We start from the raw sequence: 26978 nt of genomic DNA, 5'->3' as shown, positions 1-26978 counted from the left end.
CCCACGGGTGCTTACTGCTTATTAAAACTCACACTAGCGAAGTGATGCCGAAAGGTCACGACAAAAACACAAAAAAGCCACCAAATCTGGACGAAAAACTTGGGTAACCGCCTGTATTTCCACATGTCGGCAAGATGTTGCGCATTACCAATTGTCCTTAAACCACTTGACGGCGCGTTTGAGCGATCTGGTCGGGTAGCGATCTGCTGGAATTTCGAAATCCCACCATTCATCCTGTGGATTTGCGGCGAACAGCGTCAGGCCCACCGCACTGGAAAAGGCCGGGCCAATCGCCGCCTGCGGCAGGCCCTGCACACGCAAGGGCCGTCCAAGCCGCACCTGCTGGCCAAGGATTTTGCTGGCGAGACCATCAAGGCCGGGTATCTGGCTGCCACCACCGGTCAGCACGATCTGTTGGCTTGGCAGGTACTCAAAACCCGCCGCATCCAGCCGCGCACGGACTTCTTCGAGGATCTCTTCAACGCGGGGGCGCATGATCCCGATCAGCTCCGCCCGGCTGACCGTGCGCCGGTCATGTTCCCAATCACCGGTATCGCCGCCGATTTCGATCATCTCGCGATCATCCATGCCGGTGGCGACAACGCCGCCATAGAAGGTCTTGATCCGCTCCGCGGTCGGCGCCGGGATCTGCAGGCCCATCGAGATGTCAGAGGTCACATGCTCCCCGCCCATCCGCACCGAGTCCGCGAAGATCATGTGCTTTTTCATGAAGATGGAGATGCCAGTGGACCCACCGCCGAGATCGATACAAGCAGCACCCAACTCTTGCTCATCCTCCACAAGCGAGGACATGCCCGAGACATAGGCCGAGGAAGCAATCCCCGCGAGTTCCAGATCACAGCGCTTGATGCAGTAAAAGATGTTCTGGATCGCCGATGCATCGACGGTCAGCATATGCATATCCGTCGTCAACCGGTTGCCGATCTGGCCACGCGGATCGGCCAATCCGCTGCGATGATCAAGCGCGAAGTTGATCGGCTGCGCGTGCAGCACTTCGCGGTCGGCGCCGTAATCAGGCACATCGCAGGCAGCCATGACCTGGCTGATATCCTGCTCGGCGACCATTGCACCACCGATATCGATGGCACCATCCAAACCGTAAGAGCGTGGGCGCGCACCCGACAAGCAGGCAATTACATGATCGACACGCACATTCGCCATCTTCTGGGCGGCTTGCACGGCAGTCCGAATGGCCCGCTCTGTCTCTTGCATGGCGTCCACTTCGCCAAAGCGCACCCCGCGCGATCGGGTGGTCGCAGCACCGATGACGCGGAACTGTGATTGCCCGGCCATAGACCCGACACCATCCACGCTGCGAAACTGCTCTGGCCCGTCAAAGCGCAACACGAGGCAGGCGATTTTTGAGGTGCCCACGTCCAGAATGGCCACAACGCCGCGCTGCATCGCCGCTTTGCGCATCTGCCGCATGGCCCGTTGGCTGTCGTAAATATCGCCCATCAGTTCTCTGCCCCGTTATTGTTGATTGTTGTATTCACGCGTCTTAGCGCGAGCGCTGCCTCTTCATTCATCCGCAAGGTGGGTCGTTCGGCATTGCGCATATCGACGACAGCGACATCCCGGCTGAGCATGTCTTGCGCTTCACTCAACGCGATGACCCGGTCCAAGGCGGCAACAGCCCCCTCACCTGGCAAGAGGATGCGCTGATCCCGATCAAGCACGATGTCCCAACGTCGTTCCCCCATACGCACAAGCCCCCGCACCCGCTCGCGCAATGGGCCCGCACCCGCATAGAGCGCCAACGCTTCTGCGATCTTCTGCTCGGCGCCGTCGCCGGCGATCAGCGGCAGGTCCAAACGATCCGCCCGCGCCGCGACAATGCCTGACCGCAACCCATCCCCATCAATCAGGCGCAAAGTAGCGCCATCCCGCCAAAGTGCGGCCGGCACACGCGGGGTCAGGCGCACGTCCAGAGTACCCGCCTGCCCCACCCGCACGCTGGCTGATTTGATCGGGTCAAGTGCCTCGATTGCGGTACGCATCCCTTCAAGGTCGAGATCAAACGATGACATCGGGTAGTTAGAGGGCAGCATATCGCGCACAGCCGCTGTGATCTCGCCATCCGCACCGGTGATGTTCAGGCGTTGCACCATGAATTGCGGGCGTTCCTGAAAGCTTTGCTTGGCCGAGGCGATCTGTGCCGTAAGCGCCGCCCGGTTCTCGGGTTTCGAATACCACGAGCCGATAATCGCCATGATCAGCAGGATTGGCACACCGATCCGCACCGTCGCCCGGAAGCCGGGCGTCAGCATCAGGCGCTGCCATCTGTAATCAAGCTTCGACGGCGCCGGATCGCGCGGCGCGTTGTCGGCAAGGGCGCGGCGGATCAGCGATCGCATGACGCATCCTCCACCAGCCAACGGCAGAATTCGACGAATGAGTAACCCACATGCGCGGCCTGTTCGGGCGTTAGCGATGTGGGCGTCATGCCCGGCTGCGTATTGGTCTCAAGCAGGATCAGGCCCGAGAGGCCACGCTTCTCATCCCAGCGGAAATCAGTGCGGCTGACACCCCTGCAACCAAGCGCCTGATGGGCGCGCAGCGCGTAGTCCATACAGGCATCGAAGATATCGGCGGGGATGTCGGCGGGCAGAACATGATGCGAGCCGCCCGGCGCATACTTCGCATGATAGTCGTACCACCCATCGGTGATGATATCGGTAACGGTCAGCGCCCGGTCACCCATCACGGTGACCGTCAATTCCCGCCCGGGCACGAAGGTCTCAACCATCACCTCATCCGGCATGTCGGGGGCGAGCTTCGGCGGGCCATTGGCCCTTTCAGGGACGATGTAAATCCCCACGCTGGAGCCTTCGTTATGCGGCTTGACCACATAAGGCGGCGCCATCACGTGCGCAGCCTGCACCGCATCCTTGTCAGCGAGCAGGCTCTCCACAACGGGAAGGCCCGCCGCCCGATACACGGCCTTCGTCCGCTCCTTGTCGATCGCCGTAGCCGAGGCGAGGATTCCGGAATGCGTGTAAGGGATCTTGAGCCATTCGAGGATGCCTTGGACGACACCGTCTTCGCCCCATCGACCATGCAAGGCGTTAAACACAACGTCAGGGGCGATCTCGATCAGACGTGCGGCGACATCGCGGCCTGCATCGACCTCGATCACTTCGCATCCCGCTTCCCGCAAAGCTGCCGCGCATTCCGCACCCGTCGACAATGAGACTTCGCGCTCAGCCGATGGGCCGCCCATCAGGACAACAACTTTCGGGTTTGCCCTGCTCGACATACCCTACCGCCTCTTTCGCGGGTCTTTTGCGACCCGTCATTTCGTTTGATCCTTGCCTCGGATCTTGGCCTTTGGCCTATTCTTTTTGCGCGTCTTGGTCACCACGGCGACCGACCCGCATGATTTCCCACTCTAGCTTAATCCCTTGGGAAGCGTAAACCTTTTTCCGCACGTCTTCGCCCAAATCCTCAAGGTCGGCGGCGGTCGCTCCACCGGCATTGGTCAGGAAGTTCGAATGCTTGGTGTTCATAGCAGCGCCACCAAGCGTGGCCCCACGCATGCCCGCATTGTCGATGACTTTCCAGGCTTTCAGATCATGCACGTCATCCGTGCGACCAGTAGAGGAAAAGCCCGCCGGATTGCGAAAGGTCGACCCCGCAGTGCGGTCCTTCGTGGGTTGCGTCTCGTCACGCTTGGCCAGTTGGTCCGTCATACGCTGCGCCAGTGCTTCCGGGTCCCCCGCAGGCGGGCTAAACCGTGCTTGCGTGATCACGGCCCCATCAGGCAATGTGCTTTGCCGGTAAGCAAGGCTCAGCGAATTCGCGGTGATTTCGGTGACGGTGCCGTCGCGCAGCACAGCAGTCACTGATGTCAAAACATCAGCCACATATGACCCATAGCAACCGGCATTCATCCGCACCGCCCCACCAATTGTGCCGGGGATGGTGCGCAGAAACGTCAGGTCCAACCCGACTTCGGTTGCCTTGCGCGCGACATGCGCATCCAGGGCGGCAGCACCAGCGATGACCTGATCGCCTTCTATCGTGATGGTGTTAAACCCGCGCCCAAGCCGGATGACGACGCCGTCGATCCCCCCGTCACGCACGATCAGGTTGCTGCCGACGCCCATTGGGAACACAGGGATGTCGGGATCAAGGGCCGACAGAAACGCAGCCAGATCATCCTGATCCGCTGGCTGAAACAGCACCTCAGCGGGTCCGCCGACACGCATCCAGGTGAGGTCCGCCAAGGGGCGATGCGCGGTCAGCGTCCCGCGCACCGCGGGCAGATCATGCAAATCTTTCATTGTCCTTTTTGACCCACCCAATAATTCCGCCGATCAATCCGCCAACGCTAGCCGGGGCGCTGATACAAAAGAGCCCAAGCAGATAAATCAGACCGTCCCACCCAGAGGCAACTTCCATGCCAACGAACATCCAACCTGTAAACACGGCCCAGATTGCCCCAAGGACACCAAGCACCTTTCCGTTGCGGTCCTTCGCATAACGATAGGCAAGAAAGATGGAAAGCGCGAGGACCGACACGGGGATGCCAAAAATAAGAAATTCTTCGATAGCCATGATTCGTCTCCATTTATGAACATTGTTCATTTCTTTACCGAACTTTTGAACGACGTTCAATTCTAAGTTTGGCTATTTTACGGAACGATCATCCTGTCTGCGCAGCAGCCAGCCAAGAAAGGCACCAGCCGTGCTGCCCAAAAGCGCCGGAATACAGGCCAGCATCGCGATCATCATCGCAAGTACGGGATCAATGCCAAAGGGTCGCCCACTCGCATAGATGAACATGGCCAGCGTCGCGCCAATGATGGACACGATGGTCAGCGCAAGACCGCTCTGCCCCGACCGCATCAGATAAGTGAGCAGCGCAAACGGCACACCTGCGAAAAGCAGCATACCCCCGAGAACCATTCCTTGCGTCATCTTGTGGTCCCCATCTGCCGTTTGATCCAGCGCAGAAGATAGCGCACCGGCCAACGCAGAACCAAGCCCCCAACGACAAGGCCCAAAAGGCCCATCATGATGCCACCTTCCCAGACCAGAAAGACCATAATCGGCGCGCCCAGCGCCATCAGCACATAGGCCCGCCGCCAGTGATTGTCGTTTGAAGGGATGGCCGCCATCACGAATGCGACGACAACCCAAAGGCAAAGCAGAAAAAGCGACAGGCTCACTTTTCCAAACGCGCAGGCAATCCGTTCGCCCAGGCGCTGATCGTGCCCGCGCCGAGGCAGACGACGATATCACCCGCTTTGGCCTGTTCGCGCACGATCCGCTCCAGATCATCTTCGGATTCGACCGTCCGCGCATGGCGATGCCCATGCCGGATCAGACCGGCGACGAGATCCTTGTGGCTCGCGCCCTCAATCGGGTCCTCACCAGCGGCAAAGACCTCGGCAATGCCGACCACATCGGCATCGTTGAAGCAGGAGCAGAATTCGTCGAAATGATGCGACAGCCGCGTGTAGCGGTGCGGCTGATGCACAGCGATGACGCGACCCTCGGAGGCCTGACGGGCCGCTTTCAGCACAGCTGCAATCTCAACCGGATGATGACCGTAATCATCAATGATTGTGACGCCATCAACCTCGCCTACCTTGGTAAATCGGCGATTCACACCCTTGAAGTCCTTGAGCGCTGCGCGGATTTCATCCCGCTTCATGCCCAGATGGCGGGCGACAGCGACGGCGGACAACGCATTCGAGACGTTATGATCCCCCGGCATCGGCAAGGCGCAACCTTCGATCAGCGCATCCTCGGCCTGAAGTGCTACGTCAAAATGGGCGACGCCAGCCTTGTATGTCAGGTTGACGGCCCGCACATCGGCCTGCGCGTTAAAGCCAAAGGTTGTCACGCGCCGATCCGTGATCTTGCCCACGAGCGCCTGCACATCAGGATCATCGGTGCAGCAGACGGCGAGCCCGTAGAACGGAATGTTGGAGACGAAATCATAAAAGCCCTGATGCAACGCCTCTTCCGTGCCCCAATGCTCCATATGTTCGGGGTCGATATTTGTCACAATCGCGATGGTCGCGGGCAGGCGGTTGAAGGTGCCGTCGCTTTCATCCGCCTCCACCACCATCCATTCACCCTGCCCCATCCGCGCATTGGAGCCATAGGCGTGAATGATCCCACCGTTGATCACCGTCGGGTCGATGCCACCTTCATCCAGAAGGGCCGCCACCATGGTCGTGGTCGTCGTCTTGCCGTGGGTCCCCGCCACGGCCACGTTGGATTTTAGACGCATCAGTTCCGCCAGCATCTCGGCCCGACGCACCACGGGCAGACCCTTCGCGCGCGCCTCGTCCAGTTCCGGGTTGCCGGGCTTGATGGCCGACGAAATCACGACAACCTCTGCCCCTTCCAGATTCTCGGCTCGCTGCCCTTCATAGATCACCGCACCCAGCGATTTCAGACGCTCCGTGATCTTCGAGGCCTTCAGGTCAGAACCCTGAACCGTGTAGCCATGGTTGAGCAACACTTCGGCAATACCGGACATGCCAATGCCACCAATGCCCACAAAATGGATCGGCCCCACATCCAGGGGAAGTTTCGTTGCCGCATTCATTCTCGGATTCCCGTCCATCATTTCCCGCCTGCCTCTGCCAGATTTTCCACCATATGTACAAGACGCGCTGTCGCGTCAGGGACGCCACAGGCGGTGGCTGCCTGTGCCATTTTCATCATTGCTGGCCCATCTGACAGCATTTCGGAGATCTTGTCCGTCAGGGGCGCCACCTCAAATTCCGCTTCGGTCATGATGACGGCCCCGCCCGCCTCGACCAACTGCCGGGCATTGGCTGTCTGCTCGTCCCGGATTGCGCCCGCGAACGGCACCCAGATGGCGGGCCGCCCCACGATGCTGACATCGGCCACTGTCGAGGCCCCGGACCGCGCGATCACCAGTTGCGCATCCGCCAGACGCCCCGGCACGTCATCGAAGAAGCTCTCGACTTCGGCCGTGATCAACTCGCTTTCGTAATAGTCTGTCACCCGTTGCAAATCCTCTGGCCGGGCCTGCTGGCTCACGCGGATATTGCGGCGGATATGCTCTGGCAAAGCGGCAATCGCGGGCGGCACGATATCCGACATGATCCGCGCGCCTTGGCTTCCGCCCATGACAAGGATCGACATCGGATAATCGCCGGGCGGGATATATGGCGCCGCCTCGCGCGCGAGGATCGCCGCGCGCACGGGGTTGCCGGTATGCTCGCCCTCAACACCACCAGGCAAATCGGTCGGCCACGTGCCACAGGCGATCTGATGCACACGGCGGGCAAAAAGCTGGTTCACCCGGCCCAACACGCCGTTTTGCTCATGGATCATGCGCGGGATACGCAAGGCCCACGCCGCCGACATGGCCGGGATTGTCGGATATCCGCCAAAGCCCACAACCACCTTGGGCCGGTCGCGCAACATGCGCAGCTTGGCCATGCCGACACCGCCCAGAATGCGAAAGGGCACAAGTAGCTTCTGCAGGATGCCGCCGCGCGCGAAAGTTGCGCTGCCCACCACGCTGATCTCAACCGCATCGGGAAAGCGGCCCGTATAGCGGGCACCACGCGCATCCGTTGAAAGCCGCACGCGCCAGCCCTTTTCCAGCATCGCCTCGGCCAGCGCCTGGGCTGGGAACATGTGCCCCCCTGTTCCACCCGCCGCAATGATCAAAAGCGGTGCCTTCATCGATTGGCCCTGCGCAACAGAATATCCTCCATCTCGCCTTGTGGACGGCTGCGGGTGAAGGCGAGCAACATACCCACGGCGATCCCACCCGCGATCAGCGAAGAGCCCCCGTAAGAGACAAACGGCAACGTCATCCCTTTGGCAGGCAGAAGCCGCACAGCGACCCCCATATTGATCATTGCCTGCACCCCAAAGGCACAGACAAGCCCGGTGCCCGCGAGGCGAATGAATACATCACGTTCCTTCATCAGCCGCAGCAAGGACCGGACCACAATGACGGCATAAAGCGCAATGATGACAAGCACGCAAATCAACCCGTATTCCTCAGCCGCGACCGCGATGATGAAATCGGTATGCGCATCGGGCAGTGACCATTTCACCTGCCCCTCGCCCACGCCCACACCAAAGAACCCGCCTTCGCGGATTGCGTTGGTGGCGTAGCCCAGCTGCGTGGTCGGGTCGATTTCCGGCGACAGAAACCCATCGATCCGACGCGCAAAATGCTCTGAATTGGCATAGGCGAAGCTGCCTGCAACAATCACCAATCCCGCCAGCACGATCAGGATCAGCATCGGCGCCCCGGCGACAAAATACATGACGCCCCAAGCAAAAAGGATCAGGGCCGCCTGTCCGAAATCAGGCTGCAGGGCGAGCATCAGGACGATCATCACCGTCAACACAAAGGAATACGTCTTGCCCGGCGGCCCGCCCAATTGCTGAGACGCGGCCAAGAGCCAAGCGGCCATGACAATAAAGCCGGGCTTGAGGAATTCCGACGGCTGCACAGCCGCAAACCCCAAGGAATACCAACGCGTTGCACCCTTGCCGAAGTCGGTCCCGAAGACGGGAAGGAAAGCCAAAGCGGCAAAAGCAACAAGGAACCCCAGCACGGCCAAACGGCGCACCAGCGTGGGTGACATCATCGACACGACAAACATGATCGCCATCGCCATGCCGCCAAAGATCGCCTGACGCGTGACATAGTGAAACGGATCCAAACCGTTTTTCGCGGCCAGCGGCGGCGAAGAAGCCAACCCCAACAGCAATCCGATCCCGAACAGGATCAGGATGCAGGACATCGTCCATTTATCGATTGTGCGCCACCACCGTGGCAAAACAGGATCGCCGGAACTCACCGGGATCGCGCCATGGACCATTTCCGTCATGGATCTACCGCCTACTGCCTCTGTCGCCCGTTTGCCGGGTCTGACGGCACCTTAGCCCGGCTTTCCATGCGATTCTACCTCAATTTCAATGCGCCCCTGATCTTCTCATGTTCAAAAATACCTCCGCCGGAGGCATCAAGTTTCTAGAAATTTGATCTCGACCTCGCGCTGCGCCATATGCGGTGCGATGAAGGTGGAGACGTTGATCATAGGGGCCGGTGCTGCTGGCATGATGTGTGCGGCGCATGCCGGCCCGGGTTTTTTGATCATCGATCACGCCAAAGCGCCGGGCGAGAAAATCCGTATCTCTGGTGGTGGTCGCTGCAACTTCACCAACCTCCATGCCAGCCCCGCAAATTTTCTAAGCCAGAACAAGCATTTCTGCAAATCGGCACTCAAACGCTACACCCAGTGGGATTTCATTGATCTCGTCGATCAACACCGCATCCCCTGGCACGAAAAGACGCTCGGTCAGCTTTTCTGCGACACAAGCGCGAAGGACATCATCGCAATGCTCCGCGCGGAGATGGACAAGGCAGACGCGCAGCTTTGGCTGCAAACGGAAGTTGGCGAGATCAACCATGACGGTAACCACTTCCGTGTTGGACTAACCAAAGACGGGCAGACAAAGACGGTCACCGCGAACAACCTTGTCGTGGCATGTGGGGGCAAATCCATTCCCAAAATGGGGGCGACAGGTCTTGGCTATGACATCGCGCGGCAATTCGGCCTCCCTCTGGTCGACCCACGCCCAGCGCTCGTCCCCCTCACCTTTCCTGATAACCAGTTCAAACACCTCGCCGGTGTTTCCGTCCCCTCACGGGTCAGCGCGAATGGGACCAGCTTTGATGAGGCGCTGCTCTTCACCCATCGCGGCCTCTCCGGACCGGCGATCTTGCAAGCCTCATCCTATTGGCGCGAGGGCGATGCGATCAGCGTCCATCTGGCGCCAGAGATCGATCTGATGACCGCACTGCAAAAGGACCGTCAGTCCGATGGCCGCAAGGCCCTGACCACGCGGCTCAGCCAGTACCTACCAGCACGTTTAGTAGACCATCTGGCCGAGGAACTGGCGCTGACGGGCACCATCGGCGATCAAAGCGATGCCGCCTTGAACACGATATGCCACGCCTTGCAAAACTGGGAACTGCGCCCCGGCGGGTCGGAAGGCTATCGGACTGCCGAGGTGACCTTGGGCGGTGTGGACACAGATGCTTTGTCATCCCAAACCATGATGGCCAAGGACGTTCCCGGCCTTTATTTCATTGGGGAATGCGTGGACGTGACCGGCTGGCTGGGCGGCTACAATTTCCAATGGGCCTGGTCATCCGGCTGGGCAGCGGGCCAAGCGCTTAAAGCGCGCCGCTAAACGCCGCCCACGACCTCAAATTAACTTTTTCAGAATAAATCTTAACAACGGCGCGTAGCCCTTCCGAGCCCGCGAATAAACGCGGCGCGAACACTTGGAAGGTACACGCATTATGTCGCAAAAACCCACAAAAACACACCCCATTTCCCAAGTCTCTGCCCTGGCATTGGCCATCGGGTTCACCACATTTTCACCCGCTCTTGCCCAAGAGGCGATCATCATCGCGAATGGTGAGATCGTCACGGATCAGCAACTTCTCGATCAGGATGGTGACAGCCTGACGGTTGATGCTGGCGGCACACTTGACGTTGGGGACGACAGCGCCGTCATTGTTAACGCGAACGATGCCGTTGTCGAGAATGACGGGACGATCAACGCATTGACCGACGCGGTCGACGCGAGCGGGGACAATCTCACCCTCACGAATGACGGTGAGATTATCGCCGCGGGCGATGATGGCTTTGACATCGACGGCATCGGCGCAGAGATCACAAATAACGGTCTGATTACTGCAGGCAATGACGGCATCTTCTCCAATGGCCTTGATGCGAACATCGTCAATACCGGTACAATCGACGCTGCTGATGAAGGGATCGATTCCGAAGGGGATAACGCCCGGATCGTCAATACTGGCAGCATTACCACTGACGAAGGCGACGCGATTGAAACGGAAGGCACAGGCATCGTTATTGAAAATAGCGGCACCCTCATCGTGGCCAACGACGCTGACGGCATTGATGTCGGTGGCAGCGACACGGTCGTCACAAATAGTGGAACAATTGAAGCAGCCGATAGCGGCATCGAAACGCAGGATGACGCGGCGAATGTGCTGATCACCAACACCGGGCGGATCGTCATTGCGGACGGCTCGGACGGCGCAGCCATTGAGATGAATGGGGACAACGGGCAGCTGATCAATACCGGCCTGCTCTCTTCCGACGATGTCGCCATCGAGGGTGGCAGCGGCACGCAGTCCGTTACACTCGGCGCTGGCTCCCAAATCATCGGTGAAATCGATCTGGGCGGTGGCGACGATGTGCTCGCTATCGAAGAGGGCAGCGCATCTGCCGTCCTCGCGATCAGCGGGGTGGAAACCCTGAACCTTGCCGATGACCTGGTCGCGTTTGAGACCGTCAGCGGTGTGGTGACCATCGATACCACAGGCGTGTCGGTATTGAACGAGGCCGTCGGCACGCTGGCGCAGGATGTGCAAACACAGATCGCCGGGCGTTTCTCTACCGCCCCTGATCTGACGACCCGTGGCCCGCAGGCCGGTACTTCAGGCGCCTGGGCCAGTGTGATCGGTCAAAGCCGCAATGTCGGCGATGATGGCGCGGCCCTCGCCTATGACCATGATTTTGCAGGGTTGCTTGCCGGTTATGACCGGGACTTTGGCGGCACACGGTTCGGTTTTGTCGGCGGTGTCGCGCAAGGCGAGATCGCGACCGATGAGGCATCGCAGGACATCGAAACCGAAAGCGTCTTCGCAGGTGTTTACGCCAACCGCCAGGTCGGCGCTTTTGACCTGACCGGCAGCGTTCTGGCAGGTGCCGAGACGCATGAGAGTGAGCGGCTGGTGATCGACGCGCTGGAGGGCGAAGAGACTGCAACCGCCAGCTTTGACAGCCGTTTTGTCAGTGCGTCGGTCAATGCGACGGCGCGAAGCTTCACGCTGGGCGATGTCGCAGTCATTCCGTCGGTGCAGGCCACATATACGGCGGCTGAGTTCGACGGCTACACCGAAGAAGGCACGACAAATGCCAATCTGGAGGTCGGCAGCCGCAATGCGCAAACGCTCTCTGGCCGTGCGCAATTGGCCACTTATGTCGCCATGGGTGCCCTGCAGACCGAGCTGCGCGCCGGGATCGACGCGCGCGCCAGTTTTGAAGACGATATCAGCCTGACGCTGAACGGCACCACACTGGATGTTGAGGCGAGCGACAGTGATCGGTTAATCGGCGGGTTCTTCGGTGCGCAAAGTCAGCTTTTCACAACCGGCGGGCTGAACGTGACTGGTGATGTCGAATACCAGTTCGGCGAGCGGGAGACGGATGCGCTGTCAGCTGCTTTGACCGTCAGCTTCTCATTCTGACGCAACATTCCTGTAAGGTGGGTTTTGGCCCACCTTACGACAGGGCGTCTTTCACGTGTTGAATGAAGTCCGCACCCCTTTTTTCGAAGTTGTCGTATTGATCAAATGAGGCCGCCGCCGGCGCGAGTAACACAACCTCACCCGGCTGCGCCTCTGCCGCCGCTTGGGCCACTGCAGCGGCCATCGTGCCGCAGATCGCCACATCCGCATCTGCCAATTGCCGTGCAAAATCAGTGGCTTCGCGTCCGATCACGTAAGCTTTGACGACGCCGTCCAGATGGTGCGGCAAGTCACCCAAGCCACCCTCTTTCTGCAAGCCACCGCAAATCCAGCGGACCTTTGGAAAGGCCGACAATGCCTTAATCGCGCTGTCGATATTGGTGGCCTTGCTGTCGTTGATGAAGATCACCCCGTCACGCTCGGCCACGACCTGTGACCGGTGCGGCAGACCGGGATAGCTGCGCATCGCGGCCTCGATCCCCTTCGGCCCCAACCCGACAGAGCGGCAGGCCGCATAGGCCGCACAGGCATTTTGATGATTGTGCGCACCCGGTAAGCCCTTGATATCCCTCAAATCTATCGACCCGATCTGCCGGCCCTTGCGGTATTCCGACAGGAACCCCTTGCGCGCAAAAACGTTCCAGCCCAGCCCGCCCAGCTTTTGGCCCGATGACACGCGGATCACGCGATCATCGCGCGGCCCGGCGATCAGCTGATTGGCGATGTACCGCCCCTCGGCCTCGTCCACGCCGATCACAGCACGGTCCGGGCCACCTTCGGCAAAGAGCCTGCGCTTGGCCGCGAAATACCCGCCGAGGCCCGCATGGCGATCCAGGTGATCCGCAGAAAGGTTCGTAAAAACAGCAACATCCGGCGTCAACGACCGTGCGAGGTCGGTCTGGTAGGAGGAGAGTTCCAGCACCACCACCTCCCCATCATGGGCAGGTTCAATATCTAACACGCCGCGCCCGATGTTGCCCGCAAGCTGCGCGGGGCCGCCGTTTTCGACCAGGATGTGGTGGATCAGGGCGGCGGTGGTGGATTTGCCGTTGGAGCCGGTGACCGCGATCACGCGCGGGGTGGTGTCGAAATCGTCCCAATCGGACGTGGCAAAAGAGCGAAAGAAGAGGCCGATATCGTTGTCGACGGGCACGCCCGCCTCCCATGCGGCGGCGATTGCGGCATGCGGTGCGGGGTAGAGATGTGGGATGCCGGGGCTGGTGATCAGGGCGCTAGCCCCTTCGAAAGATTGGGGTTTCGTGAGGTCTCGCAGCACGAAACCGTCAGCCTCTGCATCCTCGCGCGCAGGTGTGCTGTCATCCCAGACGATCACCTCGGCACCCCCTGCCTCTAATGCCGCAGCCGCAGCCCGCCCGGTTCGTCCGAGACCGAGGACAGCCACCACCTGCCCCGCAAAACCCTGCACTGGAATCATCGCCCTGCCCTTTATCCCCGTGGCGCGCAGAGTGCCCATTGGGGATGCGACGTGCAAGAGAGGTTAAAGGGTGGTTAAGACGGGCGGCGACATGGCTCGCATCAGGCGGGGAATCACTTGATTAACAAGGGTTTCAGCGCGGTTTGTGACGTCTGCTTTCCGTACAGAGCCTGTACAGAACTTGTACGTAAAGATGTACGCAAGGTGCGGTGCTAAGAGTGCGTGCGGTGGGATTTGTTAAGGATGTGTCTGCCGCACGTCACCAGGCCAACGGTTTCCGGTCGCGGAAGAAGCCGCCTGAGGGGCCGTCGGCTGGCAAGGTGGCGAGCCAGATGGCGGTGTCTGCAGCCTCTTCCGGTGAGCGGGTCGCGCCCGCCCCGCCCATGCGGGTGCGGACCCAGCCGGGACACATTGAATTTATCTTGATGAAATCCGGCGTGTCGCGGTTGGCGATCACCGTTAGGGCATTCATCGCGGCCTTGCCGATGCCGTAGGCACCGCCGCCACCCAGCCCTTCGGCAAAGCTGCCCCAACCGGACGAGACGTTGACGACGCGGCCATAGCCTGCGGCCTCCATCGCGGGCAAGGCGGCGCGGATCAGCGCAAAGGGGCCGTGCAGAGCCGTGTCCATCGTGGCCTCGAAATGGTCCATGTCATCGAAAAGCTTGTCGTCCCAGAGGACACCGGCATTGTTGACAAGCACGGTGACGCCATCGATGGCCCGGTCGCAGGCTGCGGGGTCGGTAAGGTCAAGCTGAATGGCCGAGGCCCCGACGTCGCGCGCCGCGTCCTGACCGGCGGCAAGATCGCGGGCACCGATGATCACCTCCAGCCCTTCGCGCACGAGACCTGCGGCAATCGCCTTGCCGATGCCACGGTTACCGCCTGTGACCAGTGCTTTATGGGTCATCGCTCCCTCCGTCTTGTCCACACTATCGCAGAGGTGGTTGTCGGCAACCAGATGTGATTATGCGCGGGCGTCATCCGTCCAATGCGGCGAGGACCCAGTCCGCGCGGGCCGCGACGTCTGTTTTCGGCAGAATGCGGATGTCATAGCCTTTGGCGGGGTAGCTTTGGCGCAGCGCGTTGTATTCGGCGATGGCGGCGTCCAGCCCGTGCCATCTTTCGTCGTCTTGTACATAGATTTCCGGCAATGGTGGGGCGAGAAAGACGGGGCTGTCATAGCGGTGGCTCTGGATCAGGTTGCGGACCTGATCGGGCACCTGTTCGGTCTGGCCTTCGCACCATGTCACCGCGTCGATCAGGGAACGGTCATAGAAGCACAGCCCCTCTGCGGCCTGCCAATCTGCGATGCCGCGTGTGATGACAAGATCGGCAAAGCGTTTGGGATCGACCCATGGCAGGCCAGTGCCGCCTGTCGCTGTCTCGGCCTTCACGACCGCGCGGCCCGGCTCTGCGAAGACGCGGTGGCCGCGTTCTGCAAGGGCCGCGAGCAAGGTCGATTTGCCGCCACTGGAACAGCCGGAGATGACGATGCGGCGTGTCCCGGTACTCATCGGCCGGGGCGCGGCCTAGCGGTGGAAGGCCCGTTTCATATCCGCAACCGCGTCCATCTGCGCATGGCTCAGCTCGCCATCAACGAGGCTGGTCAGGATATCCTGCAGCAGGTCCCATGACGCATCGCCGTCGATCCGGTGCAGACGGCGGGCGAGCCGTGTGATCGCCGCACCGGGCGTCTGACATTGGGCGACGAGCCAACGGCCGAGCACCTCCATCTCTTGCGCCTCATCGGCGCTGGCGCGCAGCTTTGTGCGTAGGAGCGTGTTCAGGTGGGTCCGCTGTTCCGCCGTAGGCAGGCTGTCGAGTTCGATAAAGGCCTGTGCAAGGGCGCAGATGGCGATGCGGGCATCGTCGATGCCTTCCACGGGATGCGCCTTGGTCTGGCGACGAAAGGCCAGTTTGCGTGGGGCGTTGCGTGCGGTTGTGACCGCGTCCTGCGCGGCATAAATCGCCTGATCGGGGTTCTGTCGGGCCCACCACCAAAGCGCGCCGCCGATTGTTGTGAGGATGAGAATGATAATGGGCATAAGAATGACTTTCGCTGTTTGGTCCAGCATGTACACGGGACCGTTGCAGAATTAAGGGGCTATTTGCGGGATTGGCGGTTTTGAGCGGAAAGGTGTGTCAGTTCCGCCCAGAATTGCCACCGGGTGCGGCCGCATTTGGCTGTGCCAAACGCTTTCCCGCACGCCGCAAAACGGCTTTGCCGTTTCGCGGTTAGCGCACCTTCAGGGTTGCAAGCCCAATCATCGCGAGGATCAATGAAATGATCCAGAAGCGGATGACGATCTGGGGCTCGGCCCAGCCTTTTTTCTCGTAATGATGGTGGATCGGGGCCATCAGGAAGACGCGTTTGCCGGTGCGTTTGAAATAGGCGACCTGGATTATGACCGATAGTGCCTCGACCACGAAGAGGCCGCCGACGATGGCCAGGACGATCTCGTGTTTTGTCGCAACGGCGATGGCACCCAGCGCGCCGCCCAAGGCCAGCGAGCCGGTATCGCCCATGAAGACCGCCGCCGGGGGGGCGTTGTACCAGAGGAAACCGAGGCCTCCGCCGATCAGCCCGGCGCTGAAGATCAGTATTTCACCGGTATCGGGGACGTAATGCACGTCCAGATATTGGGTGAAATCGACCCGGCCCACGGCATAGGCGATGATCCCGAAGGTACCCGCCGCGATCATCACGGGCATGATGGCGAGCCCGTCAAGGCCGTCGGTCAGGTTCACCGCATTGGCCGCCCCCACGATCACGATGATCGCGAAGGGGACGAAAAGGATGCCGAGGTTCAGGAGCACATCCTTGAAGACCGGCAAGGCGAGTTGGTTGGTGAGGTCATCGGGGTGGTAGGCAGCGGCCCAGTAGCCTGCGATACCGGCAATCAGAATACCCAGCAAAATCCGTATCTTGCCCGACACCCCCGCCGTATTCTGCTTCGACACTTTCGCATAATCATCCGCGAAACCGATCGCCGCGAAAGAAAGGGTCACGAAAAGCACCATCCAGACGAAGGGATTGTCGAGCCGCGCCCAGAGGAGCGTGGATGTGGTCAAAGCTCCCACGATCAGCAGGCCGCCCATGGTGGGTGTGCCCGCCTTCTCAAAATGCCCCTCTGGCCCGTCGCTGCGGATCGGTTGGCCCTTGCCCTGCTTGCGACGCAGCACGTTGATCAGCGGGGGCCCGAAGATGAACCCGAAGAAAAGCGCCGTCATGAACGCGCCGCCTGCGCGGAACGTGATGTAGCGAAAGAGGTTGAAAAAGTCGCCGCCGTCCGAAAGTGCCGTAAGCCAGTAGAGCATGTTGTCCCTTTATTCTTCTTGGGGGCGCCGGTGCCCCAGTTTGCGGATGGCGTCAACGATCAGACTGACTTTGCTGCCCTTGGAGCCTTTGACGAGCACCACGTCACCCGCATCGACCAGCCGGGGCGCTTGACCCACAAGCTCTGGCGCGGTCTCGGCCCAGCGTCCGCGCTGCCCCTCCGGAAGGTCCTCCCAGAGATGCCGCATCAGGGGGCCGACACAATGGACCAGATCGGCCTGTTGCAGATGCGTGTTGGCGGCCATGTCGCGATGCATCTGCACTTCGTTCGTGCCAAGCTCCAGCATATCGCCGAGGATGGCGACTTTGCGCCCTTTGATGATGCGACCGACATTGTTGGCCGGTTTTGCCGCGGCCAGTACCTCAAGCGAGGCGGCGAGTGATGTGGGGTTGGCGTTGAAGGCGTCGTCGAGCAGTTCAAGGCTTTCTTCGTTCGCATCGTCGGTAACGATGATCTCGCGCGTGCCGCGTCCTGCGGGTGGAATCCATCGTGCAATATCGAGGGAGGCGGCAACAGGGTCCGCGCCCAAGGCATCGGTGACGGCCAGCACGCCGACGGCATTCATTGCAAAATGGCGGCCGGGGACGGAGAGCTTAAAGAGGTAGTGCTGGTCACCGTGGCTGGCATTGATGATGGTGACATCTCCGCTGAGCCGGACATCTTTGACGGTCCAGTCCCGCCCTGTCTTGCCAAAGAGCGTGGTTTTGACGCCCATCTCAGCCGCGTGGTCCTGCAGGATCTGGGTGGTCTCGATATCAGCGTTCAGCACGGCCACGCCACGGGGTTGGAGGCCATCCATGATACAGGCCTTTTCGACCGCGATGGCCGCGAGACTTTCGAAAGAGGCGAGATGCGCCGCCGCGACCGTCGTGACCATCGCCACATGCGGTTGCGCCATTTGCGAGAGCGGTGTGATCTCGCCCGGATTGCTCATCCCGATTTCGATCACAGCGTAATCGGCGTCAGCGGGCATGCGGGCGAGGGTGAGCGGCACACCCCAGTGGTTGTTGTAAGAGGCTTCTGCCGCGTGGCATTTGCCCTGCTTCGACAGCACGGTGCGCAACATTTCCTTGACGGATGTCTTGCCGACAGAGCCGGTGATCGCGGCGATCCGCGCCGTTGTGCGTGCCCGTGCCGCGCGGCCCAGATCGCCGAGCGCTGTCAGCACATCAGGCACGATCAAAAGCGGGGCGTTTTCGGGCACGCCGAGCGGGCGGTGGCTGACCAGTGCGGCGGCGGCGCCTTTCTCGAGCGCCTGTGCGACGAAATCGTGCCCGTCTCGGATGTCTTTGAGGGCGACGAAGAGATCGCCCGGTTGCAAGGTGCGCGTGTCGATGGACACGCCCTTGGCATTCCACACCGTCGTGCTTTCGCCGCCTGTGGCGGCTGCGGCATCGGCAGAGGTCCAGAGGCTCATATCCGCCCCTCAAGCGCTGCGACGGCCACGCTGGCCTGTTCGACATCGTCGAAGGGGTGGATCGTATCGCCCACCTCTTGCCCCGTCTCATGCCCCTTACCGGCAATCAGCAGCGCGTCACCGGGGGCAAGCTGGTCGATGCCGCGCAAGATCGCCTCGGCCCGGTCACCGACCTCGGTAATGCTGTCACTGCCGCCCGCATTCACGGCACCGGCCATCACGGCGGCGCGGATGGTGGCGGGGTCCTCGGAACGGGGGTTGTCATCGGTGATAATCACGATATCCGCGTTCTCTGCCGCTGCAGCCCCCATCAGGGGGCGTTTGCCGGTGTCCCTGTCGCCGCCCGCACCGACGATGACAATAATCCGGCCCATCACGTGGGGGCGCAGCGCCTTCAAAGCCGTCGCCACGGAATCAGGCGTATGCGAATAATCGACAAAAACCGCCGCACCATTGGCCCGCGTCGCGGCGAGTTCCATGCGGCCCCGCACCGCGCTGAGCTTGGGCAAAGCGGCGAAGACCGCTGCCGCATCGGCTCCCGCGCCAATCACCAGCCCGGCGGCCAGCAGTGCGTTTTCCGCCTGAAACCCGCCGATCAGATCAAGCCGCGCGTGATGCCGTTGCCCCTGCCAGGTAAAAAGGATGTCCTGCCCCGTCGCATCAAAACGCTGACTTGTCAGTTGCAGTCGGGCTTGCGTGTAATGGCCGACGCTGATCACCTCCTGCCCGCGCGCGGTGCAGATATCGGCAACCTCTGGCCCTTTGGGATCATCAAGGTTGATGACGGCGACCGCATCATCGGGCAGTACCCGTTTGAAGAGGCCCATTTTGGCATCGAAATAGGCCTCGAATGTCTTGTGATAATCTAGATGGTCTTGCGTGAAGTTGGTAAAGCCTGCGGCGGCCAGCAGCACGCCATCAAGGCGGCGTTGATCAAGGCCGTGGCTGGACGCCTCCATCGCCACATGGGTGACATTGTTTTGATGTGCCTCGGCCAGCACGCGATGGAGCGTGATGGGTTCCGGCGTGGTGTGTTTCAGAGGGTGGGTCCAGGCGCCTTCGACGCCTGTGGTGCCAAGGTTGACGCCTGCGACGCCCATCGCCTCCCAAATCTGGCGGCAGAAGGTGGAAACGGAGGTCTTGCCGTTGGTCCCTGTCACGGCCACAACCGTGCTAGGATGCGGGCCGAACCAGAGCGAGGCGGTTTGCGCCAAGGTTTGGCGCGGGTCTTCTGCTATGACGAGGGCGGCATCTGACGCCGCCAGCTCTGTTGCCGCGATCTCTGCCCCTTTTGCGTCGGTCAGGATCGCCGATGCCTGCATGCGCAAGGCATATTGGATGAATTCGCCGCCATGGACGCGCGCGCCGGGCAAAGCGGCGAACAGAAAGCCGGGCTTCACTTCGCGGCTGTCGACGGCAATGCCGGTGATCCGGGCCTCTGCCCCGCCCTGTGCCCGCAATCCAAGCTCTGCCAGCGACTTCATCAGCGCCCCCGCCTAATTTGAAGTGAGTGTTACACCGATGGATTGGGAGGAGTCCACTTGTGGCCGCAAGCCCAGCAGCGGCGCGACGCGACGGATCATTTCGGCGGCAATGGGAACGGCTGTCCAACCGGCTGTGCGGCGCGGTTCGTCACCGGAATTCTCGGACGGCTCGTCGAGAGTGACGACCAGCACATATTGGGGATCATCCGCGGGAAAAGCCGCGGCGAAGGTCGCGATGACCTTGTCATCATAGTACCCGCGCCCGGATGTCAGGGGTTTGTCGGCGGTGCCGGTTTTGCCGCCGACATTGTAGCCAGGTACGTCCCCAAAAGAGGCTGAGCCGCGCAGTACGACCTGGCGCAGCATTTCCATCGAGCGGCGGCTGACGGCTTCGCTGACGACGCGGGGGCCCTCGACCTCATTCGCCATGCGCAAGAGCGTGGGTTCCACGCGGGTGCCACCGTTCAAGAGCGAGGCATAGCCCGCAGCCAGATGCAAAGGGGACGAGGACAGGCCGTGCCCGTAAGAGATTGTCATCGTTGAGATTTCCGACCAATTGCGCGGCAGCAATGGCTTGCCGGTTGGTGCTTCGGTCAGTTCAATCGGGGTGGGTTCGAGAAATCCCAACGACCCCAAGAAATCACGCTGCCGGTCCGCGCCGATCATCATCGCGATGCGCGCCGTGCCGATGTTGGAGGATTCGACGATCACGTCTGTCGCGCTGAGTTCCTCGCCATTATAGCGGAAGTCACGAATGCGGAAGCGGCCCCAGGTCAGTGGCCCGCTAATGTCAATAATGGTGTTCGGGTTGATCAGGCCCAGCTCCATCGCCTGCGCGGCGGCGAAGATTTTGAACGCGGAGCCCAGCTCGTAGACGCCCTGCACCGCGCGGTTGAAAAGTGGGCTGTCGGATTGGTCACCGGTCGTCAACACGCGCGGGCGGTTATTAGGGTCGAAATCGGGGAGCGAGACCATGGAGATGACCTCGCCCGTATGGATATCCATCAGGACAGAGGCCGCGCCTTTGGCGTTCATGATCGACATGCCGCCGGCGAGAACCTGCTCAGCCGCCGCCTGCACCGTCAGGTCGAGCGAGAGCTCCAGCGGTGCGCCTTCATTGGCGGGATCGCGGAGGTAGGCGTCAAACTGGCGTTCGACACCCGCGACGCCGATCACTTCGGCGCTCGCAACGCCCTCGCGGCCATAGCTGGCGCCGCCCAGGACATGCGCCGCGATGGGGCCGTTGGGGTAAAGCCGCATCTCACGCGGGCCGAAGAGCAGGCCGGGGGAGCCGATATCGTGGACGGCTTGCATTTGCTCGGGGCTGATCTGACGACGAATCCAGAGGAAACGGCGGTCACCGGTGAAGTCTTTCAGGAGCTCCTCGGCATCGAGTTCGGGGAAGATTTTGGCCAGTTCCGTCGCCGCATGCTCCGCGTTGATCATGTCGCGCGGGTGGGCGTAGAGCGAATGGGTGGCCAGGTTTGTTGCCAGAATACGCCCGTTTCTGTCAACGATATCAGAACGTTGGCCGATGATCGGGTTACCCACTGCGGAGGCACGCGGTTCTTCCGGTACAGATGAGGCGAGCGCGCCCATGCGCATGCCGATCACGCCAAAGGCGCAGAAAAACGCAAGGCCGAGCACGAGCAAGCGCCCTTCGGCACGCTGGCGCTGTTTGTCGGCCATCTCCTCATGGCGTTTCCGGCGGTTTTCGGCCTCAATTGCAGCAGGGTCTTCGCCCTGCGCGCGCGCGCTGAGAATGCGAGCCAGTGGGCGCAACGGGGTGCGGATCATAGATCGTTCTCCAGCGCGGCCAGCTCATCCGCCGACAGTTCAATCGGGTTGATGATGGGCGCAATGGGCGGGATCGGATAGATGATCTGATCCACCGCGCCAAAGGCGTCGGGCATCAGGGGCAAGAGGCCCAACCTGTCGAAATTCAGATCGGCGAGATCAGCAAGCCGGTCGGGCCGGTTGAGATAGGCCCATTCGGCCCGCAGCATGCCGAGGCGTTCATGCGCCGCCCCGATTTCCGCATGCAGCTGACGCACCTCTCTGATCGCGCCTTGGGTCTTGTAGTTTTCCTGATAGGCCCAAAAGGCCAGCCCCATCACGGCGAAGGCGGCGATGACATAAAACAAACCACGCATTTACTTGCCCCCCTTTCTCTTTCTCATCGGCATGCCCAAAGCGGCAGGATCAATCGCCTCGGCCGGTGCATCTGTGCGGATCGCGACGCGCAGCTTGGCGGAGCGTGCGCGTGGGTTTTCCGCAAGTTCCTGATCGTCCGGCCCAATCGCCTTGCGGGTCTCAATGCGCCAGGCAGGAGTGACCTGTGCGGTCTCCGGCGCGTAGCGGTTGGCATTGGCCACATTGCCGGACCGCGCCTGCAAGAAGCGTTTGACCATGCGGTCCTCGACTGAGTGAAACGTCACAACGGCCAGCTTGCCGCCCGGTTTTAGGGCGCGTTCAGCGGCCATGAGCCCTGCAGCCAATTCGCCGTATTCATCATTCACCGCAATCCGCAGCGCCTGAAATGTGCGCGTTGCGGGGTGGGACTGACCGGGCTTGGCGCGCGGTAAGCAACTTTCGACGACCTTGGTGAGTTGCAAGGTCGTCGAAAGCGGGCGAGCGGCCACAATGGCTTTGGCGATCCGGCGCGAGGCGCGTTCTTCGCCATAAAGATAAATAATATCAGCGAGTTTTGCTTCTTCGGCTTGGTTGCAAAGGTCAGCGGCAGACGGTCCATCCTGCGACATCCGCATATCCAGCGGCCCGTCGCGCATGAAGGAAAAGCCACGCTCGGCGATATCAAGCTGCATGGAGCTGACGCCGAGGTCGAGCACGACGCCATCGAGGTCCTGGCCGTATTCATCGAGCTTCGAAAACACGCCCGCCACGGTTTCGATCCGGTCCCCATATTCACCGATCCACTCGGCGGACATCTCGAACGCCAGTGGATCACGGTCAACGCCGATGACCTTGTCGGCCCCTGCCGCCAGCAAGGCACGCGTATAGCCGCCATTGCCAAAGGTCCCATCCAGCCAGACCCCAGAAACGGGCGAAACCGCTGCGATGAGCGGTCGGATCAGAACGGGGATATGGGGTGAGGTGGTCGCGGCAGCAGACATGGCACCCTACTCATCCAAGAGGATGAGCGGATCAAAGCCATCCTCCTGTTCATCGAGCCAGCCGCTGAGGTCCTCCGACACTTCCGCCGCAAAGGTCTCGGCCTTCCAGATTTCAAAGTGATCACCAAGGCCACTGAATGTCAGCTCCCCATCCGTCAGCCCCAGCTTCTGGCGCTGCTTGATGGGCATGACGGTGCGCCCGTCTTTGTCCACATCGAGACGGATCGATTGGCCAATGATCAAACGGGACAGTTTTTTCTTATTAGCCGAACCGCGCGGCAGCGCGTTGATCTGGGCGACAACTTTCTGAAACTCGTCAACCGTGTAGCCGTGCAACTGGTTTTTCAGGTGATCGCCGTACAGCAGGTACATGCGGGGGGAGAGGCCGGGCGTCCAATCCGGGTCACCGGCTTCGAGAACACGACGAAAATCGGCCGGGATCGACATGCGCCCCTTCCCATCCACCTTTTGGGTGTGTTCGCCTGTAAAACTCAGAACCACTGTCCCTTCGGTCCCTTACCCCCCGAACGCCTTTTTGAAGTGAAAACGGCGGATTGATCTGCTGCCACTGATCAATCCGCCGCCCTCGTCCCATTTGCTGGGAAGTCCGACTGCGCGTGCCACCTGGGGGGATGTCTGCTCGCTCACGCGCCGGATCTTTGTTGGGTAAGGGCGTAGCCTGTATGAAACCTGGCTTTGCCGGTGGGGTTCTTGGCGCCCCGTTTGAAGTCTTGGTCGTCCTTACCGTGGACCCTTTGTGGCATCCCTTGGATCACCGATCAACAACTTTTTGGGAATTCATGGTACTAGATGGTGTTTTCCGGATGCGCTGGAAACAACATCTAGGGTAAATGATGTCGTTTTGTGCGCATTTATTGGGCTCTTTGTGCTAATAGACACAACATGTAGTCAAAACTTGCTAGTTCACAAAATTCCCGGCTTGGCTGTCTTTTTTCGAGCCCGCTTCCGAATTTCACGAAAATTCGTGTATTTTTGAAGATCAAATCGCCGGAATTTCCCGAATCCATCTTGATTGTGATTCGAAAATCACACTGATTCCATGATTTCCCGATTGCGTTATTCCGGACCCGGATCGGTGTTGAGCTGAATTTAACCGTTCCGCATCGATGATGATCTATGCCGCTACGAAACGAAAAACTGGTCAAAGTGGATTTCACCGTCATCCATCCACATCCAGAGCTCCCACTTATTGACCTGGAGACTGTTGTTGTCAGCCGATATGTGCCTGCCAGCTGTTTTTTGCCCGAACTTGCGGACAAACGACAGATTGTCTCGTGTCGCATCACGGAAGCCCAGGATCTGTTGGCCGCTGCCCGGAAAATGGCGGCCTTCGCTGACAATTGGGTGCTGGATCGCTTGCTCTATGCCAAAGCGATGCAGAAGCTTGGCAAGTCGCGTCGGCAGAAAGTGCCCCGAAAACGCTCAGTTGGATAGGTGTGCACGGGCAGGAAGGTGAAGTAGGTGCGCGTGCAGGTTTACTTGGCAGAAGGGCCGATTTTAGCGAGGCTCTTATACATGATGTGGGCGTCGACGAACCCGAGCTGCGGGTGATCGAATGCCTCGTGTATCGTCCCGATGGTTTCAAAACCCAGGCGGTGCCAAAGCCGAATGGCGCCTTCGTTGCTGGCCAGAACGAAGTTGAATTGCATGGCTTTGTAGCCCAGATGGCGTGCCTCATCCTGGCTGTGCGCGCACATCAGAGCCGCCAACCCCCGCCCGCGGGCCTCAGGGGCCACGATATATCCGCAATTGCAGATATGCGCGCCGCCACCGGGCTGGTTGGTTTTGATGTAATAGGTGCCGCGGATTTGGCCGTTCTCTTCCGCAACGTAAACGGCGCGGGGCTGGGTCATCCAGTAATTGAGCGCGGCATCCTTGCTGATCTGCGGATCGACCGCATAGGTCTCGCTCGCGCGAAAAACGTCCCGCAGAAGCGGCCAGATCGCGTCCGCATCCGTCGCGCGCGCGAGCCGGATACTCACGCCATGCCGCCTGCGATGAACCTTTTCGCGAGTTCGCGGTAAGCTTCTGCCATGGGGCTGTCACCTGCTGCGATGGGCGTGCCGTCGTCCCCGGCAAGGCGTGTGTCGAGGTCGATGGGCAATGAACCGAGCAGGGGCACGCCAATCCGCTCGGCCTCTGCCGCGACGCCGCCATGGCCGAAGATGTGGCTTTCGTGTCCGCAATTGGGGCAGCAGAAGGTGGACATGTTCTCGATCAGACCCAGCACAGGTGTTTTGAGATTGTTGAACATATCCAATGCCTTGCGCGCATCAATAAGTGCCACGTCCTGCGGCGTGCTCACAACGATTGCACCGGTCAGATGCGTTTTCTGGCACAGTGTGAGCTGCACATCTCCGGTCCCTGGCGGCAAATCGACGATCAGCACGTCCAGTTCACCCCATTGCACCTGACCCAGCATCTGCTGGAGGGCTCCCATCAGCATCGGCCCGCGCCAGACGACGGCCTTGTCGGGATCGACCATGAAACCGATGGACATGATCGTGACCCCATGGGCATGGAGCGGAATGATGGTTTTGCCATCCGGGCTGCCCGGGCGCTTGTTAACCCCCATCATCCGCGGCTGAGAAGGGCCGTAGATGTCCGCATCCAAAAGGCCCACACGCCGCCCTTCGCGCGCCAAGGCGACCGCCAGGTTGGAAGAGACGGTTGATTTGCCGACCCCGCCCTTGCCGGAGCCAATGGCAAGGATCCGATCAACACCAGACACTTTTGCCGGGCCCGCCTGCGGCGTCGGATGCCGCCCGACCTTCAACGATGGTGGTTCCGGGGCTTTGGGTGCGGGCCCATGTGCGGTCAGAACGACAGAAACGCTATCTACGCCCTGCAAATTGCTGACAAGCTGCTCTGCAGCGCGGCGTACGCCGTCCATCTTGGCCGCTTCAGCAGGATCAGCGGCTTCGATCACAAAGCGGACGGCACCGCCTTCAATGGTCAATGCCCGCACCATATCGCGCGATACAAGGTCATCCCCGCCCGGCAGCGTGAGTCGTGACAGCGCGCCTAATACTTCATCGCGGGTGACAGGCATATTTTGCTCTCTTTTTTACACAATGACCAAATTCTACCCATCATCTGGCACCTTTTGAGCAAAGCGCAAGTCTTTGCCGATGACGACAGGTGAATACGACAAAATCATGACATTAGGTCAGCAGTGCTTATGCAGTTTCTGCATAGCAGCGTTGCTCAATAGGACATTGTGCAGTCGCAGCATTATCATACATCATGAGGGCAACAAGGCAGCATATGCCGAAGACGATAGATGAGATGAGCACATGACCTACAACACTGATACTGCCTTTGCCGGCGTCTCCCTCGCACAACGCTTTGCTGCGCTGCGTGCTGATTTGGCAGAAAGAGCCGCGAAACGCAAAGTGTACCGTACCACGCTCAATGAGCTGCGTGGCCTTTCAGACCGCGACCTCAACGACCTCGGCATGAGTCGGGCGATGGTTAAGGGGATCGCGTTGGAAGCCGCTTACGGCGAATGAAATTCAAGGATCAGATTTGCCGCCTCCTCCCATTAGGCAAATCTGAAAGACCCCGCGCTCTCTCCTCCTCCCTGAGCTAGGGGTCACCAATAAGGTGGCGGCATCCACCTCCTCCCGGATGCCGCCACTTTGAAACAAGTTTCGGAACCGCCCACCTCCTCCCGGGTTGGAACCGATGAAGACCGCTGGCAACGCTCACCTCCTCCCGAGCCAAGTCAGCGAGAAGGCGCTTCGCTCTCCTCCTCCCTTGAGCGAGCGCTGACCAATAGGACGGCCATGCCCACCTCCTCCCGGGCATGGCCG

The 26978-nt window shown here is 60.5% G+C and carries 27 protein-coding genes; 4 read left to right on the top strand and 23 right to left on the bottom strand.

The genetic code is table 11. The features are described from left to right. Positions 1 to 144: 144 nt before the first annotated feature. From ftsA to ftsW, 10 genes are all read right to left on the bottom strand, one after another. Positions 145 to 1479: a cell division protein FtsA gene (gene ftsA, locus SLH49_RS10235; protein WP_320269058.1), complete on the bottom strand. Its 1335-nt coding sequence runs from the start codon at positions 1477 to 1479 to the stop codon at positions 145 to 147. Beyond that, on the bottom strand, positions 1479 to 2378 hold the full coding sequence (locus SLH49_RS10230; RefSeq protein WP_320269057.1) for a cell division protein FtsQ/DivIB: 900 nt from the start codon (positions 2376 to 2378) through the stop codon (positions 1479 to 1481). Before SLH49_RS10230 ends, ftsA begins: the two co-directional genes overlap by 1 nt. Beyond that, entirely contained in the window at positions 2366 to 3244 is an 879-nt protein-coding gene (locus SLH49_RS10225) for a D-alanine--D-alanine ligase (RefSeq protein WP_320269786.1), read from the bottom strand. Before SLH49_RS10225 ends, SLH49_RS10230 begins: the two co-directional genes overlap by 13 nt. 112 nt (positions 3245 to 3356) lie before the next feature. Beyond that, positions 3357 to 4307, bottom strand: a complete 951-nt coding sequence (murB, locus tag SLH49_RS10220) for a UDP-N-acetylmuramate dehydrogenase (RefSeq protein ID WP_320269056.1) — start codon at positions 4305 to 4307, stop codon at positions 3357 to 3359. After that, positions 4291 to 4581: a hypothetical protein gene (locus SLH49_RS10215; protein WP_320269055.1), complete on the bottom strand. Its 291-nt coding sequence runs from the start codon at positions 4579 to 4581 to the stop codon at positions 4291 to 4293. Before SLH49_RS10215 ends, murB begins: the two co-directional genes overlap by 17 nt. 72 nt (positions 4582 to 4653) lie before the next feature. After that, on the bottom strand, positions 4654 to 4944 hold the full coding sequence (locus tag SLH49_RS10210) for a UDP-N-acetylmuramate--alanine ligase (protein WP_320269054.1): 291 nt from the start codon (positions 4942 to 4944) through the stop codon (positions 4654 to 4656). Then, positions 4941 to 5195 (bottom strand): DUF2484 family protein, encoded by a 255-nt coding sequence (locus tag SLH49_RS10205; RefSeq protein ID WP_320269053.1) that lies wholly within the window; start codon positions 5193 to 5195, stop codon positions 4941 to 4943. Before SLH49_RS10205 ends, SLH49_RS10210 begins: the two co-directional genes overlap by 4 nt. Beyond that, positions 5192 to 6589 (bottom strand): UDP-N-acetylmuramate--L-alanine ligase, encoded by a 1398-nt coding sequence (gene murC / locus SLH49_RS10200; RefSeq protein ID WP_320269052.1) that lies wholly within the window; start codon positions 6587 to 6589, stop codon positions 5192 to 5194. The genes SLH49_RS10205 and murC overlap by 4 nt, the downstream gene beginning before the upstream one ends. Before the next feature lie 17 nt (positions 6590 to 6606). After that, the gene (locus tag SLH49_RS10195; protein WP_320269051.1) at positions 6607 to 7704 is read right to left on the bottom strand and encodes a UDP-N-acetylglucosamine--N-acetylmuramyl-(pentapeptide) pyrophosphoryl-undecaprenol N-acetylglucosamine transferase; all 1098 of its coding nucleotides are present in this window, start codon (positions 7702 to 7704) and stop codon (positions 6607 to 6609) included. After that, entirely contained in the window at positions 7701 to 8870 is a 1170-nt protein-coding gene (ftsW, locus tag SLH49_RS10190) for a putative lipid II flippase FtsW (RefSeq protein ID WP_320269050.1), read from the bottom strand. The genes SLH49_RS10195 and ftsW overlap by 4 nt, the downstream gene beginning before the upstream one ends. A 187-nt stretch (positions 8871 to 9057) precedes the next feature. On the opposite strand from ftsW, the gene SLH49_RS10185 reads away from it, so the two are divergent. Next, entirely contained in the window at positions 9058 to 10239 is a 1182-nt protein-coding gene (locus SLH49_RS10185) for an NAD(P)/FAD-dependent oxidoreductase (protein WP_320269049.1), read from the top strand. Positions 10240 to 10351: 112 nt separating this feature from the next. Next, positions 10352 to 12331, top strand: a complete 1980-nt coding sequence (locus tag SLH49_RS10180; protein ID WP_320269048.1) for an autotransporter domain-containing protein — start codon at positions 10352 to 10354, stop codon at positions 12329 to 12331. 34 nt (positions 12332 to 12365) lie between these two features. Here the strand turns inward: SLH49_RS10180 and murD are convergent, their stop codons facing one another. The 11 genes from murD to SLH49_RS10125 all read right to left on the bottom strand — a co-directional run bounded on the left by murD (position 12366) and on the right by SLH49_RS10125 (position 23589). After that, the gene (gene murD / locus SLH49_RS10175) at positions 12366 to 13766 is read right to left on the bottom strand and encodes a UDP-N-acetylmuramoyl-L-alanine--D-glutamate ligase (RefSeq protein ID WP_320269047.1); all 1401 of its coding nucleotides are present in this window, start codon (positions 13764 to 13766) and stop codon (positions 12366 to 12368) included. 259 nt (positions 13767 to 14025) lie between these two features. After that, entirely contained in the window at positions 14026 to 14676 is a 651-nt protein-coding gene (locus SLH49_RS10170) for an SDR family NAD(P)-dependent oxidoreductase (RefSeq protein ID WP_320269046.1), read from the bottom strand. Between the two features lie 70 nt (positions 14677 to 14746). Continuing rightward, positions 14747 to 15283, bottom strand: a complete 537-nt coding sequence (locus tag SLH49_RS10165) for an AAA family ATPase (protein ID WP_320269045.1) — start codon at positions 15281 to 15283, stop codon at positions 14747 to 14749. 15 nt (positions 15284 to 15298) lie between these two features. Next, a complete protein-coding gene (locus tag SLH49_RS10160) occupies positions 15299 to 15814 on the bottom strand; it encodes a hypothetical protein (RefSeq protein WP_320269044.1) in 516 nt (171 codons plus the stop codon). A gap of 190 nt (positions 15815 to 16004) precedes the next feature. After that, on the bottom strand, positions 16005 to 17087 hold the full coding sequence (mraY, locus tag SLH49_RS10155; RefSeq protein WP_320269043.1) for a phospho-N-acetylmuramoyl-pentapeptide-transferase: 1083 nt from the start codon (positions 17085 to 17087) through the stop codon (positions 16005 to 16007). 9 nt (positions 17088 to 17096) lie between these two features. Beyond that, positions 17097 to 18524: a UDP-N-acetylmuramoyl-tripeptide--D-alanyl-D-alanine ligase gene (locus SLH49_RS10150; protein ID WP_320269042.1), complete on the bottom strand. Its 1428-nt coding sequence runs from the start codon at positions 18522 to 18524 to the stop codon at positions 17097 to 17099. Beyond that, complete coding sequence (locus tag SLH49_RS10145) at positions 18521 to 20008, bottom strand: UDP-N-acetylmuramoyl-L-alanyl-D-glutamate--2,6-diaminopimelate ligase (protein ID WP_320269041.1); 1488 nt, start codon at positions 20006 to 20008, stop codon at positions 18521 to 18523. The genes SLH49_RS10150 and SLH49_RS10145 overlap by 4 nt, the downstream gene beginning before the upstream one ends. A gap of 12 nt (positions 20009 to 20020) precedes the next feature. Then, a complete protein-coding gene (locus tag SLH49_RS10140) occupies positions 20021 to 21805 on the bottom strand; it encodes a penicillin-binding protein 2 (protein ID WP_320269040.1) in 1785 nt (594 codons plus the stop codon). Next, positions 21802 to 22161, bottom strand: coding sequence for a cell division protein FtsL (locus tag SLH49_RS10135; protein ID WP_320269039.1), 360 nt, complete (start codon positions 22159 to 22161; stop codon positions 21802 to 21804). The genes SLH49_RS10140 and SLH49_RS10135 overlap by 4 nt, the downstream gene beginning before the upstream one ends. Next, a complete protein-coding gene (gene rsmH / locus SLH49_RS10130) occupies positions 22162 to 23142 on the bottom strand; it encodes a 16S rRNA (cytosine(1402)-N(4))-methyltransferase RsmH (RefSeq protein ID WP_320269038.1) in 981 nt (326 codons plus the stop codon). Positions 23143 to 23148: 6 nt separating this feature from the next. After that, complete coding sequence (locus tag SLH49_RS10125; RefSeq protein WP_413785279.1) at positions 23149 to 23589, bottom strand: division/cell wall cluster transcriptional repressor MraZ; 441 nt, start codon at positions 23587 to 23589, stop codon at positions 23149 to 23151. A gap of 690 nt (positions 23590 to 24279) precedes the next feature. Here SLH49_RS10125 and SLH49_RS10120 point away from each other — a divergent pair. Continuing rightward, on the top strand, positions 24280 to 24597 hold the full coding sequence (locus tag SLH49_RS10120) for a hypothetical protein (protein ID WP_320269037.1): 318 nt from the start codon (positions 24280 to 24282) through the stop codon (positions 24595 to 24597). Positions 24598 to 24638: 41 nt separating this feature from the next. On the opposite strand, the gene SLH49_RS10115 is transcribed toward SLH49_RS10120, so the two are convergent. Together SLH49_RS10115 and SLH49_RS10110 are read right to left on the bottom strand one after the other, a co-directional pair. Then, positions 24639 to 25139 carry a GNAT family N-acetyltransferase gene (locus SLH49_RS10115; protein ID WP_320269785.1) on the bottom strand — a complete coding sequence of 167 codons (501 nt, stop codon included), beginning with the start codon at positions 25137 to 25139 and terminating at the stop codon, positions 24639 to 24641. Positions 25140 to 25141: 2 nt separating this feature from the next. Next, entirely contained in the window at positions 25142 to 26215 is a 1074-nt protein-coding gene (locus tag SLH49_RS10110) for an Mrp/NBP35 family ATP-binding protein (protein WP_320269036.1), read from the bottom strand. A 244-nt stretch (positions 26216 to 26459) separates the two neighbouring features. Here SLH49_RS10110 and SLH49_RS10105 point away from each other — a divergent pair, with 244 nt between their 5' ends. After that, positions 26460 to 26675 (top strand): DUF1127 domain-containing protein, encoded by a 216-nt coding sequence (locus SLH49_RS10105; RefSeq protein WP_320269035.1) that lies wholly within the window; start codon positions 26460 to 26462, stop codon positions 26673 to 26675. The last annotated feature ends 303 nt before the right edge of the window (positions 26676 to 26978 follow it).

Source organism: Cognatiyoonia sp. IB215446, assembly GCF_033963825.1.
Classification (GTDB): Bacteria; Pseudomonadota; Alphaproteobacteria; order Rhodobacterales; family Rhodobacteraceae; genus Yoonia.
This window is presented reverse-complemented; position numbering and strand designations above follow the sequence as displayed.

Excerpts from the sequence above, each read along its gene's own strand:
- SLH49_RS10160 (WP_320269044.1), bottom strand. The coding sequence starts at position 15,814 with ATGCCCATTATCATTCTCATCCTCACAACAATCGGCGGCGCGCTTTGG.
- SLH49_RS10215 (WP_320269055.1), bottom strand. The coding sequence starts at position 4,581 with ATGGCTATCGAAGAATTTCTTATTTTTGGCATCCCCGTGTCGGTCCTC.
- SLH49_RS10180 (WP_320269048.1), top strand. The coding sequence starts at position 10,352 with ATGTCGCAAAAACCCACAAAAACACACCCCATTTCCCAAGTCTCTGCC.
- murC (WP_320269052.1), bottom strand. The coding sequence starts at position 6,589 with ATGAATGCGGCAACGAAACTTCCCCTGGATGTGGGGCCGATCCATTTT.
- SLH49_RS10140 (WP_320269040.1), bottom strand. The coding sequence starts at position 21,805 with ATGATCCGCACCCCGTTGCGCCCACTGGCTCGCATTCTCAGCGCGCGC.
- SLH49_RS10170 (WP_320269046.1), bottom strand. The coding sequence starts at position 14,676 with ATGACCCATAAAGCACTGGTCACAGGCGGTAACCGTGGCATCGGCAAG.
- SLH49_RS10225 (WP_320269786.1), bottom strand. The coding sequence starts at position 3,244 with ATGGGCGGCCCATCGGCTGAGCGCGAAGTCTCATTGTCGACGGGTGCG.
- SLH49_RS10135 (WP_320269039.1), bottom strand. The coding sequence starts at position 22,161 with ATGCGTGGTTTGTTTTATGTCATCGCCGCCTTCGCCGTGATGGGGCTG.
- SLH49_RS10150 (WP_320269042.1), bottom strand. The coding sequence starts at position 18,524 with ATGAGCCTCTGGACCTCTGCCGATGCCGCAGCCGCCACAGGCGGCGAA.
- SLH49_RS10105 (WP_320269035.1), top strand. The coding sequence starts at position 26,460 with ATGACCTACAACACTGATACTGCCTTTGCCGGCGTCTCCCTCGCACAA.
- SLH49_RS10145 (WP_320269041.1), bottom strand. The coding sequence starts at position 20,008 with ATGAAGTCGCTGGCAGAGCTTGGATTGCGGGCACAGGGCGGGGCAGAG.
- ftsW (WP_320269050.1), bottom strand. The coding sequence starts at position 8,870 with ATGACGGAAATGGTCCATGGCGCGATCCCGGTGAGTTCCGGCGATCCT.
- SLH49_RS10110 (WP_320269036.1), bottom strand. The coding sequence starts at position 26,215 with ATGCCTGTCACCCGCGATGAAGTATTAGGCGCGCTGTCACGACTCACG.
- SLH49_RS10210 (WP_320269054.1), bottom strand. The coding sequence starts at position 4,944 with ATGACGCAAGGAATGGTTCTCGGGGGTATGCTGCTTTTCGCAGGTGTG.
- SLH49_RS10120 (WP_320269037.1), top strand. The coding sequence starts at position 24,280 with ATGCCGCTACGAAACGAAAAACTGGTCAAAGTGGATTTCACCGTCATC.
- SLH49_RS10185 (WP_320269049.1), top strand. The coding sequence starts at position 9,058 with ATGAAGGTGGAGACGTTGATCATAGGGGCCGGTGCTGCTGGCATGATG.
- SLH49_RS10165 (WP_320269045.1), bottom strand. The coding sequence starts at position 15,283 with ATGAGTACCGGGACACGCCGCATCGTCATCTCCGGCTGTTCCAGTGGC.
- SLH49_RS10125 (WP_413785279.1), bottom strand. The coding sequence starts at position 23,589 with ATGTCGATCCCGGCCGATTTTCGTCGTGTTCTCGAAGCCGGTGACCCG.
- murD (WP_320269047.1), bottom strand. The coding sequence starts at position 13,766 with ATGATTCCAGTGCAGGGTTTTGCGGGGCAGGTGGTGGCTGTCCTCGGT.
- ftsA (WP_320269058.1), bottom strand. The coding sequence starts at position 1,479 with ATGGGCGATATTTACGACAGCCAACGGGCCATGCGGCAGATGCGCAAA.
- murB (WP_320269056.1), bottom strand. The coding sequence starts at position 4,307 with ATGAAAGATTTGCATGATCTGCCCGCGGTGCGCGGGACGCTGACCGCG.
- mraY (WP_320269043.1), bottom strand. The coding sequence starts at position 17,087 with ATGCTCTACTGGCTTACGGCACTTTCGGACGGCGGCGACTTTTTCAAC.
- SLH49_RS10230 (WP_320269057.1), bottom strand. The coding sequence starts at position 2,378 with ATGCGATCGCTGATCCGCCGCGCCCTTGCCGACAACGCGCCGCGCGAT.
- rsmH (WP_320269038.1), bottom strand. The coding sequence starts at position 23,142 with ATGTCTGCTGCCGCGACCACCTCACCCCATATCCCCGTTCTGATCCGA.
- SLH49_RS10195 (WP_320269051.1), bottom strand. The coding sequence starts at position 7,704 with ATGAAGGCACCGCTTTTGATCATTGCGGCGGGTGGAACAGGGGGGCAC.